This is a genomic window from Nocardia testacea NBRC 100365 (assembly GCF_000308775.1).
GTDB lineage: Bacteria > Actinomycetota > Actinomycetes > Mycobacteriales > Mycobacteriaceae > Nocardia > Nocardia testacea.
This window is the reverse complement of record NZ_BAGJ01000272.1, coordinates 68,474-86,010: the sequence shown is the minus strand read 5'-3', so window position 1 is coordinate 86,010 and position 17,537 is coordinate 68,474. Positions and strand designations below refer to the sequence as shown.

Below are 17,537 nucleotides of genomic sequence, written 5' to 3'. Positions count from 1 at the left end.
ACGCCGCCTCGGGCGCCCACCACTGCTAGTGACGATCGGGAGAGGGAACGACATGCACGAATACCCGACTCGCTGTGCCGAGGATCCGCACCGGCAGCGTCATCGCGGTGCGGAATCGCCCATCGGCCCGGCGGCGACCGTCGAGCAGATCGGATACCCCGACGGCCTGTCGACCACGAAGTGCATGTGCCGGACGGAAGTCGACGGGCTCCGCGCCACCTGGCGCCTGCTGCGAGATCACGCCATCGCCATCGTCGGCGTCGAGAAACTCGCCGATGCCTCCCCGGTGGTCCGCTTTCCCTCCGGCGGGTATCCGGATCTCGCGCGCGCGAGAGAACTCCACCCGGAACTGGCCGGGCTCTGGGATGCCATCCGGCACGAATTCTGGGGACGGCTCATGTCGCCGCTGACCTCCGGCCCGGAAGCTCACGCCTGGGCGTGAGGGCCGTGCCGGCCTTGCGGCCGTATCGGCGGGGCCGGTGGTCGGCGCCGGCGCGGCCCGCCGGTCAGGGCCGGAATTCCTGCGCCTTGGCCTTGGCGCCCTGCACCATCAGATGCCAGGCGTCCGGGTCGCCGCGCAGCACCGAGGCGGCCATCTCCTTCATCTGCTCGTAGCTGGCGTGTGGCGGAATCGGCGGTACCTCGGGGTCGCATCGGACGTCGAGTAGCACCGGGCCGTCCGCGGCGAGGGCGTAATCCCAGGCGGCACCGATCGCGTCCGGCCTCTCGACCGCGACCGCCTCGATTCCCATCGCCCGTGCCATCTCGGCATAGGAGACATCGGGAAGGCTCTGCGATTCCTCGAATTTCGGGGCGCCGCCCATGGCACGCAGCTCCCAGGTGACCTGATTGAGATCGTTGTTGTGGAAGACGCAGACGATCAGCCGGCGGTCCTCCCACAGATGCTGATACCGCGCGACGGTCATGAGCTCGGCCAGCCCGTTCATCTGCATGGCGCCGTCGCCGACCAGGGCGATCGCGGGGCGGTCGGGATGGGCGAACTTCGCGCCGATGGCATAGGGGACTCCGGGCCCCATCGTGGCGAGAGTGCCCGACAGCGATCCGCGCATCTGATCACGGAAGCGCAGGCAGCGGGCGTACCAGTTGGTGGAGGAACCGGAGTCCGCGGTCACGATGGCGTTGCCGGGAACCCGCTCGGACAGCTCCCACACCACTCGCATGGGGTTGATCGGGTGGGCGTCGAGCATGCTCTGCCGTTCCACAGTGGTCCACCAGCGGTCCACGTTCTTCTCGATCTCCTCGCGCCAGGAGCGGTCCTGTTTGCGGCGCAGCAGCGGGATCAGGTGGCGCAGGGTGGTCCGCGCGTCGCCGACCAGGTTGACCTCGGTGGGATAGCGCATCCCGATCATTGCGCCGTCGAGGTCGATCTGCACCGCCCGGGCCTGGTCGAGCTCGGGCAGGAACTGGCTGTACGGAAAATTCGAGCCGACGATCAGCAGGGTGTCGCAATCACGCATGAGTTCGTAGCTGGGCCGGGTACCCAGCAACCCGATCGACCCGGTGACGAACGGCAGGTCATCGGGTAGGACGTCCTTGCCCAGGAGAGCCTTGGCGATACCCGCGCCGGTCAGATCGGCGACCTCGAGCACCTCCGCCGCCGCCGCCCGAGCGCCCTGCCCGATCAGCACGGCGACCTTCGACCCGGCGTTGAGTACATCGGCCGCGTGCCGGATCTCGTCCTCGGCCGGATCCGCACTTGTCACCAGCGCCGCGGGTGGACTGGACGGTACCTGTTTGAACTCGTGCTGCGGCGGTTCGTAGGGCTCCTCCTGGAGATCCGCCGGGATGATGACCGCGGTGGGGGAGCGCCGGGCGATCGCGGTGCGGAAGGCCCGGTCGAGCGCATTCGGCAGCTGGCTGGAGACGTTCACCTCGACCAGATAGTCCGCGGCGACATCCTTGTACAGCGATTGGAGATCGACCTCCTGCTGATAGCTGCCGCCCATCGCGCTCCGCGCGGTCTGCCCCACCACGGCCACGACCGGAACATGGTCGAGTTTGGCGTCGTAGAGCCCGTTGAGCAGATGGATCGCGCCGGGTCCCGAGGTCGCGGTGCACACACCGACCTTGCCGCTGAACTTGGCGTAGCCGGTCGCCTGGAAGGCCGCCATCTCCTCGTGCCGGGCCTGGACGAACCGGGGGGAATTGCCGGCGCGGCCGAACGCGGCCACCAGTCCGTTGATCCCGTCGCCAGGGTAGCCGAAGACCTGGTCGACCCCCCATTCGCGGAGGCGCTGCAAAACATGGTCGGAGACTTGCTGGGCCATGGCTTCTCCTCGCTGACTCGCCGAGCGGATGTCGGCCGTCGTGCTACCCGCTGTGTTCGAGGTCAATCCACGGGACGCCGGGGGATTCGGTCGCTTCCGGTGTGCCGTGGCCGCCCGGACCACACGATGCCCTGCGGGGCGCGGCTTCGTGACGCCGAAGCCGCCCGAGCCGGCCTCGGATTCACTTCGTGAGCTCGGATCGTCGGCCGGAAGGAGATCTGTTCTCGGCTTCGGTGCCCGACCGGCGTATAGCCGTCGGAGTGGCGCCCCACCAACGCCGGCAGCAGCGGGTGAGTGTGGCCTGCTCGGCCAAGCCGAGCAGGGCGGTGATCTGTGTCATCGGCATGCTGGTGGCGGTGAGGTAGTACCGTGCCCGCTCGCGCCGGATCTCGTCGAGGATCGCCGCGAAACTCGTGTGCTCGGCGGCCAGCCGGCGTTGCAGAGTGCGCGGATGGATGGTGAGCAACTCGGCCACGGCCGCGATATCGGGCGCGACGGTGCCCAGTAACTGGCGCACCGTGGTGCGGACCCGCGGGGTCGCCGCGGTGCCGTCGGACGCGGTCTGCGCGGCGAGGAAGGCCAGTGCCAGCCGGTGGAGTTTCTCGTCGCCCCCGGCCACCGAGCGGGTCACCAGCTCGCGCGGCACGCGCAGCAGCGCGGCCGGGCGCCCGACCCGCACCGGAGCCCCGAAGAATCGCTCGTAGACCGCCGTGGCCGCGGTCGGGAGGTACGGCAACTCCACCGAGCGCAGCCCGTACCGCTCGTCCACCAGCCGCTGGATCGCCCGATGGACGAACCCGAGCCCGAGGTCCGTGCCCTGCAGGGGGACCGGCCGGCCGCCGGAGCGGAACCCGTAGCGCATCGCGATGACGTTGTCGTCGCCGTAGGGGTCCGGACCGAGGCCGATGGTCAGCGCGGGCGCGTGGACGAAGAGATAACGCGCCGTGCACTCCATCACCTCTGCCAAAGTGGGCGAGTTGCGGATGGCGAGCGCGAGGGGGCCGAGCATATCCAGGTCCTGCCGTGCCGAGACGCGCAGTCCGAGGTCGGGGCAGTCGAGTTGTTGGGCGGCCAGCTCCAGCACCGCGGCGACGGCCTGGTCCGGCACCAGCATGTCGTCGGTGTCGAGAGCGGCAGCGGACAGCCCGACGGAAGCCGCTATCCGCTCGGCGTCCCCACCGAGCTCGGCCACGGTGGCCCGGAAACCACGCAGTCCCGCGGAACGAATCACCGACATGTCGTACAGAATCAAATTTCTGTCGCGGAAAAGCAAGAGCACGGCCGGTACGCCCCGCAGAATGGGCGCTATGAGCGATGACCAGCATGACGGTCCAGTACCGGAGCACGTCGATGTCGTCCTCGTCGGCGCCGGGCTCTCCGGCATCGGCGGCGCGTACCGCTTGCAGACCCAGTGCCCCGGTAAGAGCTACGTGATCCTGGAGGCCCGGGATACGCTCGGCGGCACCTGGGATCTGTTCCGCTACCCCGGGATCCGGTCCGATTCGGATATGTTCACCCTCGGATATCCGTTCGCCCCGTGGCGCGACGCGAAGTCCATCGCCGACGGCCCGTCGATCCTGCGCTACATCACCGAGACCGCTCGTGCGCACGGTATCGACCGGCACATCCGGTACCGGACCAAGCTGGTGGGTGCCGACTGGTCCTCGCGGACGCAGCGCTGGACGCTCACCCTGGAACAGCGCGATCCGGCCGGGGTCCGTACTCACTCGACGCTGACGTGCGGTTTCCTCTACAGCTGCGCCGGTTACTACAACTACGACCGCGGCCATTCGCCGGAATTCGCCGGGGCGCGGGACTTCACCGGGCAGGTGGTGCACCCGCAATTCTGGCCCGAAGACCTCGATTACACGGGCAAACGGGTCGTGGTGATCGGGAGTGGCGCCACCGCCGTGACCCTGGTTCCCGCGATGGCCGAGAACGCCGAGCTGGTCACCATGGTGCAGCGCAGCCCCACCTGGATCAGTGCGGTACCCGGCCGTGACAAGGTGGCCGACAGGTTGCGCGCCCTGCTGCCGGCGCGCCTGGCGCATCGGCTGATCCGCACCAAGAACATCCTGTTCTCGGTCGGGTTCTATCAGTACTGCCGCCGCCGTCCGCAGGCCGCGCGCAAACTGCTGACCGGCCTCACCACCCGTATCCTCGGTGACGAGAAACTGGTGGCCGAACACTTCACCCCCAGCTACGACCCGTGGGACCAGCGCCTGTGCGCGGTACCGAACGCCGACTTCTTCCGCGCCATGAAGAAGGGCAGAGCCGAGGTCGTCACCGATCGGATCGACCGATTCGTGCCGGAGGGTATCCGGCTGCGATCCGGCCGGGTGCTAGCCGCCGATATCATCGTCACCGCGACCGGTCTCGAACTGCTGGCCTTCGGGGGTATCGCTCCGTCGGTCGACGGGACCGAGGTCCGGTTGCCGGAACAGCTCGTATGGCAGGGTGCCATGCTCACCGGCGTCCCCAACTTCGCCGTGTGCATCGGCTATACCAATGCCTCATGGACTCTGCGTGCCGATCTCACCTCTCGCCTGGTCTGCAAGGTACTGAATTTCATGGACGAGCAGAACTACGTCGCGGTGGTGCCGCAACCCCGTGGTGAGGTGGGGGACGAACCGCTGCTGGACCTGGCATCCGGATACATCCGGCGTTCGATAGGCGACTTCCCCCGCCAGGGCGACCGCCACCCGTGGAAGATGCGGCAGAACTACATTCTCGACTCGGCCGCGGTCCTGCGCACCGACCTCGGCAAGACGCTTCGCCCGGTTCGGGCGCGAACGGCTCAGCGGGTGTGACCCTTATACGGCTCGTACCGACCTCGGATTCGTTGCGCGAGGGTGCATCCCGTTCCTGCGCCGGCGCGGAGCCCGTACGCTGGTCCGGCAAACATGGGTCAGTGTGGGAGGAATGCGTTGGGTCGCAGAGAGTCGCGGGAAGAACGAGATGTTTCGCCGGAGAACCGCGAAGCCGTCCGCAACAACATCAAGGAGGAACTCGGCATCCCGCGCACCTTGGAGGGCGCCTCACCCGACGAGGTCGCGGCGTGGCTGACCCGCGTCGAGAACATGATGGAAACCGTCCCCCGGCAGAATCGGCAACCGTTCGACATCACCGACAGCAACGGGGTGACCGACGTGGTGGGGGAGGGCTACATGCTCCGCCGGCTCGCCGACGTGCGCAAAGAACTCCAGGCCGGGTTGCGCAACACCACGGCGCGACGGGAACTCGACCAGATTCAGCACGTAGCCGAATCCGCGATCCACGACCCGGTGGCGAGGCAGATGGTCGCGGCCCAGATCCAGCGGGCACAGGACGTGGTGGCGAAATCCTCGGTGACCGAGGACGCGCGGGATGCGGCATTGGAGACCGAGTTGCAGAATGTGGTCCGGGATCTGGAAGCGCGCCGCTCGCGGATGCGGTGGTCGCTGTTCCAGCGGGAACCCATCGCGGTACTCATCGGCGCGGTCCTGCTGGTCGGGTTCAGTGTCGTGATGGTGGTCGCGATGTTCACGGATACGAAGGTCCCAGAGATCGTGATGAATATGATCCTGCTGATCCTCGGTTTCTTCTTCGGGCAATCGGCCGCGAACGGGCGGAGTGGCCGGGGAGACGGTTGATCCGGCCGGGCGTGGGTGGGCGCGTGATCACCGCGCGCCCGCCGTCATGGTGACCACGGTTTTGAGCCATCCCTCGCGGCGCAGGTCGAACTGCTTGTAGGCGTCGACTGCCGCCACCGGTTCGGTGTGCTGGGTGATGAACCGGGTGGGGTCCAGATCGCCGCGGGCGACCCGGCCCAACAGACCCGGGACATAGCGGCGATGGTTGCAGTTACCGCCCTGCACGGTGAGATTGCGGTTGGTGACCGCACCGATCGGGAAGGCGTCGAAGCTCGGTGGATACACCCCGATGATGCCGACGCTGCCCGCCTTCGCCACCGCGTTCACCGCCCAGCGCAACGCCAGGCTCGGGGCATCGCCGACCAGCCACTGGCCATCGCCGATATTGCCCTCGGGTGCGGCGGCGCCGCGTTCGGATTCGAACGCCGCGGTGTCGGCCGGCAGTTCCTCGGCGGCCGGTCCGGAGTGCGGGCGCTGGGCGTCCACACCGACCGCCTCGACCACCCGGTCCACCCCGATACCGCCGGTGAGTTCACGCACCGCGGCCACCGGATCCTCGGCCCCGAAATCGATCGGCTCGGCGTTCTGCGCGCGGGCGACCGCGAGCCGATCGGCATGATCGTCGACCACCAGCACCCGTGACGCACCCTGTCGTTTCGCCGCCGCGATCGCGCACTGACCGACCACGCCCGCCCCCAGCACCAGGACGGTGTCACCCTGGGACACCTGGGCCAGCTTCGCGCCGAACCAGCCGGTGGGCAGCACATCGGACACCATGACGGCCTGTTCGTCGGTCACCTCGTCCGGCACTTTCACCAGCGTCGTCGCGGCATACGGGATGCGCGCGTACTCGGCCTGTAGTCCATCGACCGGGCCGGTACTCTCCGGCCCGCCGAAAAAACTGGTACCGGCCTGCGGGCCGTTGGGATTGGCGACATCGCACTGCGCGAAATAGCCCGCCCGGCAGTAGCAACAGTGACCGCAGGCCACGGTGGAACACACCACCACCCGGTCACCGGTCGCGAAGCCCCGCACCGCCGATCCGGTCTCCTCGACCACCCCGACCGCTTCGTGCCCGAGCACGGTCCCGGGCAGCATGCCGGGCATGGTGCCGCGCACCAGGTGCAGGTCGGTGCCGCAGATGGCGGAAGTGGTGATGCGCACGATCGCATCGGTCGGTTCCTCGATCTTCGGATCGGTCACGTCGTCCAGGCGGATATCACCGACGCCGTGCCATACAACTGCCTTCACGTCGTCTCCTCTCTCCGGCAAGGTCGATGCCCGGCTTACCCCTCACCTGGCGCCGGAAACAGACCGCCGCCCCGCGCCCGCACCGCCGGACGGCCGCGGACGATCGGCGCACGCGGCCCCGGGCCCGGTGGCCGGCGAACACGTGGCCGGCTTCCGGCGCGCGACGCCTCAGGCGTTGTAGTCCGGGATGGGATCGCCGGTGCCGGTGGTGATCAGCCGCGGCAGGCTTTCGGTGATGTAGAAGGTCCAGCCGCGCGAGCACGCCGCGAAACATTCGGAGCCGGCGGCGCTCAGCCCCTCGTGCGTGAAGTGCAGCGTCGTACCTTCCGCGGTCGCGATGAGGTCGAAGACGACCGTGGTGCCGGTCCATTCGGCACGGTCGTCGACGAAAGTGAGGTCGGAATCCACGACCTGCCACACCATGCGCGCGCCCGGCACCACATCGGTGAGCCGGAACCGGGCGAAGCGGATGCCCGGCTTCCCCGCGGCCGTTTCGCCCGCGTATCCGCTGTCGTCGGTGAAGACGAACTCGTCGTGTACGGCGGCGGTCGCGCCGATGATGTTCTCGCTCCACCATCCGCGCACATCGGTGACGGCCGCGAAGACCTCTTCCGGGGTCCGGTCCACGGACATGGTGGCTGTCAGGTACTCGGTGTTGGGCATTGTGATACCTCTCTTCATCGGGTGGTTTCGTCCCACCGACGAAGCAGGCTCCGCGAAATCGACAACGAGGCGGAAAAACTTCGGAGAATTCCGCCGGGGGCGGCCGCGGCGCGGGTCAGAGGGCGCGCAGACGCCCGGCCAGATAACGGCGCTCGGCTTCCGTCGGCGCGAGTTCCAGCGCGGCCGAGTAGGCCTCGGCGGCCTCGGTGACCCGGCCGGCCCGGCGCAGCAGGTCGGCCCGGGTGGCGGGCAGCAGATAGTAGCCCTCCAGACGACCGGACACGGCGAGTTCATCGACGAGCGCGAGACCGGCCGCAATGCCGTCGGCCAGCGCGACCGCCACCGCGTGGTTGAGATCCACGACGGGGGAGGGTGCCAGTCGCGCGAGCTCGCGGTAGAGCGCCGCGATCTGTGGCCAGTCGGTGGCCGCCGCGTCGGGCGCGGTGGCGTGGCAGGCCGCGATAGCGGCCTGCACCTGATACGGCCCGGGACGCCGTGCGGCCAGCGCCTCGTCCAGTATCCGCACCCCCTCGGCGATCAGCGTGCGATCCCACCGGGCGCGGTCCTGGTCCTCCAGCGGGACCAGGACGCCGTCCGCGGTGCGGTGCGCGCGGCGGGCCTCGAGCAGCAGCATCAGGGCGAGCAGTCCTCGCGCCTCGGGTTCGGCGGGTAGCAAGCGGACCAGCACCCGGGCCAGGTGGATACCCTCGGCCGCCAGCCCGCGCTGCCCGTCCGTATCGCCGTAGCCTTCGTTGAAGATGAGATAGAGCACCGCCGAGACAGCGGACAAGCGTTCCGGCAGCAGCTCGGCCGGTGGGACCCGATAGGGGATCCCGGCCTCGACGATCTTGCGTTTGGCGCGCACCAGGCGCTGCGCCATCGTGGACTCGGCGGTGAGGAAGGCCTTGGCGATCTCGGCGGTGCTCAGGCCCGCCAGGGTGCGCAGGGTGAGTGCCACCCGGGCCGGGAACGGGAGTGCCGGATGGCAGCACGTGAAGATGAGCCGCAAGCGATCGTCGGGAATCCCCTCCGCCGCCGGTTCGACGGGGTCGCGGGCCAGGAGCGCCAGTTGCCGCAGCTTCGCGGTCGCGGCCGTGTCGCGACGCAGCCGGTCGGTCGCGCGATTGCGTGCCGTGGTGGTGAGCCAGGCACCCGGCCGGTCGGGCACACCGTCGCGAGCCCAGGTGGACAATGCCGCGGCGAAAGCCTCCTGCGCGCAGTCCTCGGCCAGATCCCAATCCCCGGTGGCCCCGATCAGGGTGGCGACCACCTGACCCCACTCGCTGCGATAGGCCCGGTCCACCGCGGCTCGCACCGCGGGCGGCGCGCTCATTCCCACACGGGGCGGACTTCGATCGACCCGTGCCGGGCGTAGGGATGGCGCGCCGCGAGTTCGATCGCTTCGTCCAGATCCGCGCATTCGATGATGTCGATACCGCCGATGAAATCCTTGGTCTCCGCGAAGGGCCCGTCCGACACCAGCGTTTCCCCGCCCCGCACCCGAACCGTCGTCGCGTCCGCGACCGGCCGCAACCGTGCTCCGCCCCGCCGGACGCCCCGCCGTTCCAGTTCCGCCGCGTAGGCCCGATGCGCCGGATCCGCCGCGATCTCCGCCGGGCTCGGCGACGACGTCTCGTCGTCACAGATCAGCAAGACGTACTTCATGCCCTCAATATGCACGACCACCTGGTCTTTCGCTACCGGAAACCGAGCGCCACCCGTGTCTCGGCGCTCGCGATCTCCGTGGTTGCCCCCGGAGCTGTATTTCCGGAATGCGCCCACTCATGAGGGGCCGCCGCCGGACGGGTGGGAACGCGCTGCTGTGGCCCCCCGCCGGGCGCCGGTGTCAGTGGCCGTCGGAGGCGCCACCGACGGTGGGGCCGGGGGGTTGGGACAGTTCCGCGCCGGCGCCGTACTTGCTGGGGCGGCCGATATGGGATTCCTGGCGGATGCGTTCGGACATGTGCGGATAGTGCAGTTCGAAGGCGGGGCGTTCGGAGCGGATCGGGGGCAGTTCGTAGAAGTTGTGCCGCGGCGGCGGACAGGTGGTCGCCCATTCCAGGGAGTTGCCGTATCCCCACGGATCGTCCACGGTGACCACCTCGCCGTAGCGGTAGCTCTTGAAGACGTTCCATACGAAAGTGATCATCGAGACGCCGAGCACGAACGAGCCGATGGTCGATACGGTGTGCAGTGCGGTGAAGCCGTCGTCGGCCTGATAGTCGGCGTAGCGGCGGGGCATGCCTTCGGCGCCCAGCCAGTGCTGCACCAGGAAGGTGGTGTGGAAGCCGAGGAAGGTGGTCCAGAAGTGCAGGCGCCCCATGCGTTCGTCCATGAGCCGGCCGGTCATCTTCGGGAACCAGAAGTAGATACCGGCGAAGGTGGCGAACACGATCGTGCCGAAGAGCACGTAGTGGAAGTGCGCCACCACGAAATAGGAGTCGTGCACGTGCCAGTCCAGCGGCGGGCTGGCCAGGATGACACCGGACAGACCACCGAACAGGAAGGTGACGAGGAAGCCCACCGAGAACAACATCGGTGATTCGAACGTCAGTTGTCCCTTCCACATGGTGCCGATCCAGTTGAAGAACTTCACGCCGGTCGGAACGGCGATCAGGAAGGTCATGAACGAGAAGAAAGGCAGCAGCACCGCGCCGGTCGCGTACATATGGTGCGCCCAGACCGCCATGGACAGGCCGCCGATGCCGATCGTCGCGAAGACCAGCGCGGTGTAGCCGAAGATGGGTTTGCGGCTGAAGACCGGGAAGATCTCGGAGACGATGCCGAAGAACGGCAGTGCGATGATGTAGACCTCCGGATGGCCGAAGAACCAGAACAGGTGCTGCCACAGCAGGACGCCGCCGACGCCGGGATCATAGATGTGACCACCGAAATGCCGGTCGTAGGCCAGTGCCATGAGCGCCGCGGTGAGGATGGGGAACGCCAGCAGGACCAGGATGCTGGTCACCACGATGTTCCAGGTGAAAATGGGCATCCGGAACATCGTCATACCGGGGGCGCGGAGGCACACCACGGTGGTGAGCATATTGACCGCGCCGAGGATCGTGCCCAGTCCGGATACCGCCAGGCCCATGATCCACAGATCGCCGCCGACACCCGGTGAGTGCATGATGTCGCTGAGCGGTACGTAGGCGGTCCAACCGAAATCGGCGGCACCGCCCGGGGTGACGAATCCGGCGGTCGCCATGGTGGCCCCGAACAGATACAGCCAGTAGCTCAGGGCATTGAGACGGGGGAACGCCACATCCGGCGCGCCGATCTGCAGCGGCAGGACGGCGTTGGCGAAGCCGAACACCACCGGTGTGGCGTAGAACAGCAGCATGATCGTGCCGTGCAGGGTGAACAGCTGGTTGTACTGTTCCGGCGACAGGAACTGCAGACCCGGACGGGCCAGCTCCCCGCGGAGCAGCAGTGCCATCAATCCGCCGATCATGAAGAACGCCGTCGCCGAGGCCAGGTACATGATGCCCAGCAGTTTCGGGTCGGTCGTGGTCACCAGTTTGCGGATGGCCGAGCCTTTCGGGCCGACCCGGGCCGGGAACGGACGCGTGGCGGTGAGCTCTGCGGGTCGAGACGGTGTCACTGCCATGTGCTCTCCTTCATCCGAGCCACCGCTTCTGTTCGAACCACTCGTGCCAGCGCCGTTACCCACGCCGTGTCCGGCTAAACCCTGCCCGAAGATCCCGGGAAAGTCGGGCAGCGACACCCCGCCACCCGGGGACAACGGGAAGGCGGGTGTGTGCATACCCGCTTTCTTCCCATATATCCACCAGGACAGCGGGGGAGTTCTCCGTCCGGAGATATAGTGGACCGGGCAAGAGGTGAGCCGATGGTTTCTTTCGCTTCCCACAATGCTCATCGGGGCACATTCGGCGATGAGCGGTGACGACCTACTGCGCACACAGCGCGAGACCACGAAATCGTTTCGCGCGGAGCTGGCCGCGGCCGGTTATCCGGATGGTGTGGAAATCGGCCGGGGTGGGTTCGGGGTGGTGTATCGCTGCCGGCAACCGGAGCTGGACCGGACCGTGGCGGTCAAAATCTTCACCGCGGGTCTGGATGCGGAGAATCGCGCCAGATTTCTGCGGGAGCAGCGCGCGATGGGCCGCTCGACCGGGCATCCGAATATTGTCACCGTGTTCGAGACGGGCACACTTCCCGGCGGCTGCCCCTATCTGGTGATGCCCTTTTACCCGATGGGCTCTCTCGCCATGTGGATCCACCGGCACGGCCCGCTATCCCCGGAGAATGCGCTGCGAATGGGGTCGAAGATCGCCGGTGCGCTCGCGGCAGCCCACCGGCTCGGGATCGTGCACCGGGATGTGAAACCGGGAAATATTCTGCTCACAGATTTCGGTGAGCCGGCATTGACCGATTTCGGTATCGCGCATGTCGGTGGCGGGTTCGAGACGGCCGCTGGAACAGTGACCGGTTCTCCGGCGTTCACCGCACCCGAAGTGCTCGAGGGACAGCCGTCCACGCCGGAGGCCGATGTCTACGGGCTGGGCGCGACCCTGTTCTGCGCGCTGACCGGGCATGCCGCCTTCGAGCGGCGCAGCGGCGAGAACATGGTGGCGCAGTTCCGGCGGATCACCGCCCATGCCCTGCCCGACCTCCGGCAGAGCGGTATCGATGACGAAGTATCGGCCCTGGTGGAAACGGCGATGATGCGGGATCACCACGAACGCCCGTCCGCCGCGGAGTTCGGCGAAGCCATCCGGCGGGTTCAGCTCCGCCGTGGGATCCCGGCGGGGGAGCCGGCGCTGCTGACCCATCCCGGCCCGGGACGTTCCGAGGGCGCGGCCCAGGGCCGTCGGCCCGTGGGCACGATCGGGGAGAACACCGCCGGCAATCTGCCCTTGGAGTTGACCGGTCTCGTCGATCGGCGCGCCGAACTGACCGAGCTCAAGAATCATCTGTCGCGGTCGCGTTCGGTCACACTCGTCGGCACCGGCGGCGTGGGCAAGACCCGGCTGGCGCTGAAGGCCGCGTCGCAGGTGCAGCGTGATTTCGCCGACGGCGTGTGGCTGGTCGACCTCGCCGCCGTATCCGATGCCGGCCTGCTGGCCGACACCGTGGCGGCCACGGTCGGCGTACGGGACGACTCGACCAGGCCGCTGCTCGAGACGCTGGTGCACTATCTCGGCTCCCGCGAAACGCTGCTCGTCCTGGACAATGTGGAACAGATCGTCGAGGCGGTCGCCGGGCTGACCGAGACGCTGCTGCTCTCCTGCCCCGGAGTACGGACCGTGGTCACCAGCCGCGAGCCGCTGAATATCGCCGGTGAAGTGATCCAACGGGTGATGCCCTTGGCGGTGCCCGACCCGGACCACCAGCCGTCGTTGAAGGGGCTGCCCCGTTTCGACGGAGTCACGCTGTTCGCCGAGCGCGCCGCGGCGGTGGTGCCGGGGTTCGAACTCACCGAGGCCAACATGGCCGCGGTGACCAGGATCTGTGCCCGGCTGGACGGGCTACCGCTGGCGATCGAGCTGGCCGCCGCCCGGATCCGCACACTGTCGCCGCAGCAGATCCTGGACCGGCTGACCGACCGTTACGAGCTGCTCACCGGCGCGTTCCGCACCGCGCCGTCCCGGCAGCAGTCGCTGAAGCTGTGCCTGGACTGGAGCTACGGCCTGTGTTCGGCGGCCGAACAGCGGGCGTGGACGCGCATGTCGGTATTCGCCGGTAGTTGCGGACTGGATGCCGTGGAACAAGTGTGCAATATCGACTCGGCCCCGGCCGGGCCCGTCGATGTGCTCGCCGGTCTGGTGGACAAGTCGGTACTGATCCGCGAACAGTCGGGCTCGGTCGTCCGGTTCCGGATGCTGCAGACCCTGCGGGACTACGGCCGTTCCAAGCTGCGGGATTCCGGCGAGTACCGGGAACTGCGCCGGCGGCATCGAGCCTGGTACAGACAGCTGGCGCTGGACGCGGAGGCCGGCTGGATCGGCCGGGCGCAGGTCGGCTGGATCGCCCGGCTCGAGCGCGAGTACTCCAATCTCCGGGAGGCTCTCGAATCCGCACTGACCGAGGACACCGAGGAAGCGGCGGAAGCGGGCCTGCAGACGGCTTCCGCGCTGTGGGAGTTCTGGGTGTACCGCGGCTTCTACGGCGAAGGACGGTCCTGGATCGAACAGGTTCTCGCCCATCCCTGCGCCACCTCGATTCCCGACCGGGTGAAGGCGCTGCGGGTCGCAATCGATCTGGCGACGACCCAGGGCGATTTCCGGTCCGCGGCGACCCTGCTGCAGGAGGGCCGGGCGCTGGTCGAACGCGACCCGACACCGTTGTTGCAGGCGCAGATGAACCATGCGGCCGCCGGTCTGGCGCTGCTCAACGGAGATCCCACGCGTGCTGCCGCACTCCTGGATCCCGCCCTCGAGGTCTACCGGTCGGATATCACGAGCCATCTCTACATCCACGCATTGACCCTGCTCGGCCTGGCCTACGAACTGCGCGGCGATACGGCCGCGGCGATCGAGCTCCAGGAGCGGCTGATCACCATCACCGGAGCGCGCGGAGGCATCCTCTATCGCGCGCTGGCCATGCGAAGCCTGGGCGTCGCCGAATGGCGCCGCGGCAACACCGACCGTGCGCAGGAACTGATAGAGGAAGCATTGCGCATCGACCGGCCGCTCAACAGCGTTCTGGTGTTGGCCTTCTGCCTGGAAGCGTTGTCCTGGATCGCGTGTCAGCGCCGGGAAGCCGAGCGAGCGGCGGTTCTCATGGGAGCGGCTCGCCACCTCTGGCCGGCCGGCGGCAGTCGTGAGCGCGTCTTCGCCACGCTGTCGCACTTCCACGAGGAATGCGAACAGTCGGCGCGTGAAGCGCTCGGCGACAACGGGTTCGGTGCGGCCTTCGAACGCGGCCGCACGATGAGCGCCACCGCGGCGCGGGAATACGCACTGCGCGAACCACCGGCGGGCACGGCCGCCGGCCCGGACGTGAAGACCGCGTTGACCAAGCGAGAACGGGAGGTCGCCGCATTGGTCGCCCGGGGCCTGAGCAACAGGCAGATCGCGAACGAACTGGTCGTTTCGCCCCGCACCGCACAGGGGCACGTCGAAAACATACTCACCAAGCTGGGCTTCACCTCCCGCGCCCAGATCGCGGCGTGGATAGTGGACGAAGCCGGACGGGGTTGACCACCGCGCCGGGCCCGGTCGCCTCGGAGGCGGGCAGGTCAGTGCCTGTCGTATCGGCCCGTCGTCGTGCACGGTGGCACCGCGTTCGATGAAACAGCGCTCAGTCGCCGGCGGGGACCGGGCGGTTCGGTGCGAGTTGCACACCGGCCAGACCGGTCCAGCACAGACCGGCGGTCGTGGCGACGGCTTCGTGCCGGGGCAATTGCTTGCCGGTGACCACCCAATCCCGCGCGCACGACTGAGCGATCCCGACGATCTCCGCCGCGATCAGCCATCCCCGCTCGGCCCGCAGCGAAGCAGTGGGTGCCAGCGCCCGCAAGAGGGCATCGGTGCAGATCATGGTGGCCTGGCGGGCCATACGCTGCGCGGCCGGCTCCTCGGCGTCGGCCGCGCCGGCCAGCAGGGCGGCGCAGCGCGCATTGTCGGCGGCGAAGTCGAACACCGCCGCCACCGTCGCCGTCACGATCGATCGCATATCCCGGGCGGAGGCCAACGCCGCCGTGAGCGTGGCACCCAGTACCTGTACCGCCTCGTGCAGAACCGCCAGATAGAGTTCCAGCTTGCTCGAGAACGACTTGTACAGCACCGGTTTGCTGATCCCGGCCCGGCAGGCGATCTCGTCCATACTCGCCGCCCGGTAACCGCAGGCGGCGAACAACCCGGACGCCGCGGCCACGATCGTGCGCCGCCGCTCCTCTCTCGCCCGGACTATTGCCGTGTTCACCGTCCCGACCACCTCCTCGGGCAACGACGTTACCGATACCCGGGTCCCCCGGCCGCACTGCCTGCACTCTCTCTTGCCGGGCGGTGTGCAAGGAGGCGTCGGAAACCGAGCCCCGCCGGGCGGGAGCGACCTCCGATCCACGCACCGGCCGCGGGACGCGCTCGCAGAGCCGGTACACCCGGTGCAGGGTGGGCCGGGAGCTCCTCGCCGATCCGATCGGCAACGCATACTGGGTGTTCGCCTGCGGTAAGGGTTGGGACGCCGCAGTTCTCGATACACAAGGGGTGCTCATGGGGTCGTTGGCGTTGCTCGTGGTGGACGTGCAGAACTCGTATCTGGTGCAGGACGTCCGGGAAGCCTACGGATGGCCGCCCCTGTGGCGGCGGGACGAGGTGGTCGCCGAATGCGGGTCGCTGATTCACGAGGCGAGGTCACAGGGGGTCCCGGTGATCTATTCGCGCCAGGTGTCCCCGTCGGCGTCGACGCCTCGATCGGCTCGGCACCGCGCGATCCGCGCCGATCGGCTGCCCGCGCTGTCCGAAGAAGAGAAGCTCTGGCGATCACAGATCATGGACGCCGTCGCACCGGAACCGGGTGAGCCGGTGCTCGACAAGACCCGGCACAGTTTCTTCGCCTACACCGAACTCGAACCCGTCCTGCGGACACTCGGCGTCGACCGTCTGATCGTGTGCGGGCTGCAGACCAATGTCTGTGTGGAGGCGACGGTCCGCGCCGCCCTGGAACGGAACTTCGAAGTCGCCGTCGCCGAGGACGCGGTCACCACCGACGGCCCCGTCCTGCACGCCGGGTCGTTGAATTCCATGCGGGTGATGTACGTCGAGGTCGCGCCCTGGCGCGAGCTCATCGCCCCCGGGGCGACCTGGGACCGCGCGTATTCGACACCGCACTACGGCCGCGACCCGCGGTATTGGACCGACCCGTTGTTCGTTTCGGGCTGAGGCGTCGCGCGTCGGAGCGACCGCTGACCTCGGCAGAAGGCTTCGCGCCGGCCGCGGGCGTCGGACGGAGGTGGTGATCCGGCGCCCGCTCCGCCTCGGCCGACGACATCCCTGCCTTACGTCATAGCGTGGTGGCCGGACCCGGACCGGGCCGTCGGGACAACCGGGCCGCGAGGCCGTCGAGAACGATGCCGAGCTGCCGTTCGAACCTCCGGTCGCCGTCGTCGCGCAGGTGCCCGGCGGCCTTGACCAGATCGGCGCCGTCGCCCAGCCACTCGTCGCGTCCGGCGAGCGAGTACCGCGCCGGGTCGGTGTGCGCCGATCGGCTGCGTTCCTGTTCCTCGATGACGAAGCCGACCACGAACGCGGTGGCCAGGTCGAGGGCATCGTCGGCCTCCGACAGTTCGAACCCGGCCGCCGTCAAGCGCGCCAGCCAGGATTCTTTCGCCCTCACCACTTCGGGGTCGGAGAAGCGCGTTCCGCTGAAGATGCGCGCACCGTCGCGGTGGCGCAGATACTCCGCCCGCAGGATGCGGGCGTAGGCGGCGATGTCGTTTCGCCAGTCGCCGCCGGGAGCGATCGTCGCGAGGGCGTCGGTGACGCGGCGCATGACGAAGGTGCTCATCTCATCGAGCAGTTCCTGCTTGTTGCGAACGTGCCAGTACAGGGCGGGGGCCTTCACATCGAGCCGGGCCGCGAGCGCGCGGACGGTGAGGGCGTCCATGCCGTGCTCGTTGAGCAGTTCGAGGGCCGTCGCCACGATCCGCTCCCGGGTGATTCCCTTGGCCACGGTTGACACCTTAACAAAGTTCAGGGACAGTGGTCGGCATTCAGAATTTAACTTTGTTAAGGAG

14 protein-coding genes are annotated in these 17,537 nt (G+C 68.2%); 5 read left to right on the top strand and 9 right to left on the bottom strand.

Translation table 11 applies throughout. The features are described 5' to 3' along the window. The first annotated feature begins 52 nt into the window (after window positions 1-52). Window positions 53-442 carry a hypothetical protein gene (locus ON38_RS31795; protein WP_039828890.1) on the top strand — a complete coding sequence of 130 codons (390 nt, stop codon included), beginning with the start codon at window positions 53-55 and terminating at the stop codon, window positions 440-442. 64 nt (window positions 443-506) lie between these two features. Here ON38_RS31795 and ON38_RS31790 read toward each other — a convergent pair whose 3' ends face one another. Together ON38_RS31790 and ON38_RS31785 are read right to left on the bottom strand one after the other, a co-directional pair. Then, window positions 507-2,288, bottom strand: coding sequence for a thiamine pyrophosphate-requiring protein (locus ON38_RS31790; protein ID WP_039828889.1), 1,782 nt, complete (start codon window positions 2,286-2,288; stop codon window positions 507-509). Window positions 2,289-2,469: 181 nt separating this feature from the next. Then, window positions 2,470-3,525, bottom strand: coding sequence for an AraC family transcriptional regulator (locus tag ON38_RS31785; RefSeq protein WP_039828995.1), 1,056 nt, complete (start codon window positions 3,523-3,525; stop codon window positions 2,470-2,472). Window positions 3,526-3,595: 70 nt separating this feature from the next. Between ON38_RS31785 and ON38_RS31780 the strand changes: the two genes are divergently transcribed. Both ON38_RS31780 and ON38_RS31775 read left to right on the top strand, forming a co-directional pair. After that, complete coding sequence (locus tag ON38_RS31780) at window positions 3,596-5,098, top strand: flavin-containing monooxygenase (RefSeq protein ID WP_039828888.1); 1,503 nt, start codon at window positions 3,596-3,598, stop codon at window positions 5,096-5,098. A 117-nt stretch (window positions 5,099-5,215) separates the two neighbouring features. Further along, window positions 5,216-5,920 (top strand): hypothetical protein, encoded by a 705-nt coding sequence (locus ON38_RS31775; protein WP_039828886.1) that lies wholly within the window; start codon window positions 5,216-5,218, stop codon window positions 5,918-5,920. A gap of 27 nt (window positions 5,921-5,947) precedes the next feature. On the opposite strand, the gene ON38_RS31770 is transcribed toward ON38_RS31775, so the two are convergent. The 5 genes from ON38_RS31770 to ctaD form a co-directional block, all read right to left on the bottom strand. Further along, complete coding sequence (locus ON38_RS31770; RefSeq protein ID WP_039828884.1) at window positions 5,948-7,171, bottom strand: alcohol dehydrogenase catalytic domain-containing protein; 1,224 nt, start codon at window positions 7,169-7,171, stop codon at window positions 5,948-5,950. Between the two features lie 168 nt (window positions 7,172-7,339). Then, entirely contained in the window at window positions 7,340-7,834 is a 495-nt protein-coding gene (locus ON38_RS31765; RefSeq protein WP_039828880.1) for an SRPBCC family protein, read from the bottom strand. A gap of 115 nt (window positions 7,835-7,949) precedes the next feature. Next, window positions 7,950-9,167: an RNA polymerase sigma factor gene (locus ON38_RS31760; RefSeq protein ID WP_039828879.1), complete on the bottom strand. Its 1,218-nt coding sequence runs from the start codon at window positions 9,165-9,167 to the stop codon at window positions 7,950-7,952. Further along, a complete protein-coding gene (locus ON38_RS31755) occupies window positions 9,164-9,499 on the bottom strand; it encodes a YciI family protein (protein ID WP_039828877.1) in 336 nt (111 codons plus the stop codon). The genes ON38_RS31760 and ON38_RS31755 overlap by 4 nt, the downstream gene beginning before the upstream one ends. Window positions 9,500-9,680: 181 nt before the next feature. Next, complete coding sequence (gene ctaD, locus ON38_RS31750; RefSeq protein ID WP_039828876.1) at window positions 9,681-11,444, bottom strand: aa3-type cytochrome oxidase subunit I; 1,764 nt, start codon at window positions 11,442-11,444, stop codon at window positions 9,681-9,683. Between the two features lie 262 nt (window positions 11,445-11,706). Between ctaD and ON38_RS31745 the strand changes: the two genes are divergently transcribed. Beyond that, a complete protein-coding gene (locus tag ON38_RS31745) occupies window positions 11,707-15,000 on the top strand; it encodes a protein kinase domain-containing protein (RefSeq protein ID WP_306306709.1) in 3,294 nt (1,097 codons plus the stop codon). 100 nt (window positions 15,001-15,100) lie between these two features. Here ON38_RS31745 and ON38_RS31740 read toward each other — a convergent pair whose 3' ends face one another. Continuing rightward, window positions 15,101-15,724 carry a TetR/AcrR family transcriptional regulator gene (locus ON38_RS31740; protein ID WP_039828991.1) on the bottom strand — a complete coding sequence of 208 codons (624 nt, stop codon included), beginning with the start codon at window positions 15,722-15,724 and terminating at the stop codon, window positions 15,101-15,103. A gap of 188 nt (window positions 15,725-15,912) precedes the next feature. Here ON38_RS31740 and ON38_RS31735 point away from each other — a divergent pair, with 188 nt between their 5' ends. Beyond that, the gene (locus tag ON38_RS31735; RefSeq protein ID WP_245564468.1) at window positions 15,913-16,683 is read left to right on the top strand and encodes a cysteine hydrolase family protein; all 771 of its coding nucleotides are present in this window, start codon (window positions 15,913-15,915) and stop codon (window positions 16,681-16,683) included. Window positions 16,684-16,804: 121 nt separating this feature from the next. On the opposite strand, the gene ON38_RS31730 is transcribed toward ON38_RS31735, so the two are convergent. Beyond that, a complete protein-coding gene (locus tag ON38_RS31730) occupies window positions 16,805-17,473 on the bottom strand; it encodes a TetR/AcrR family transcriptional regulator C-terminal domain-containing protein (protein ID WP_051165538.1) in 669 nt (222 codons plus the stop codon). Between the last annotated feature and the right edge of the window lie 64 nt (window positions 17,474-17,537).

What these genes read in the sequence shown, in the direction of transcription:
- ctaD (WP_039828876.1), bottom strand. Translation starts at nt 11,444, where the DNA reads ATGGCAGTGACACCGTCTCGACCCGCAGAGCTCACCGCCACGCGTCCG.
- ON38_RS31760 (WP_039828879.1), bottom strand. Translation starts at nt 9,167, where the DNA reads ATGAGCGCGCCGCCCGCGGTGCGAGCCGCGGTGGACCGGGCCTATCGC.
- ON38_RS31795 (WP_039828890.1), top strand. Translation starts at nt 53, where the DNA reads ATGCACGAATACCCGACTCGCTGTGCCGAGGATCCGCACCGGCAGCGT.
- ON38_RS31745 (WP_306306709.1), top strand. Translation starts at nt 11,707, where the DNA reads ATGCTCATCGGGGCACATTCGGCGATGAGCGGTGACGACCTACTGCGC.
- ON38_RS31755 (WP_039828877.1), bottom strand. Translation starts at nt 9,499, where the DNA reads ATGAAGTACGTCTTGCTGATCTGTGACGACGAGACGTCGTCGCCGAGC.
- ON38_RS31780 (WP_039828888.1), top strand. Translation starts at nt 3,596, where the DNA reads ATGAGCGATGACCAGCATGACGGTCCAGTACCGGAGCACGTCGATGTC.
- ON38_RS31790 (WP_039828889.1), bottom strand. Translation starts at nt 2,288, where the DNA reads ATGGCCCAGCAAGTCTCCGACCATGTTTTGCAGCGCCTCCGCGAATGG.
- ON38_RS31785 (WP_039828995.1), bottom strand. Translation starts at nt 3,525, where the DNA reads ATGTCGGTGATTCGTTCCGCGGGACTGCGTGGTTTCCGGGCCACCGTG.
- ON38_RS31765 (WP_039828880.1), bottom strand. Translation starts at nt 7,834, where the DNA reads ATGCCCAACACCGAGTACCTGACAGCCACCATGTCCGTGGACCGGACC.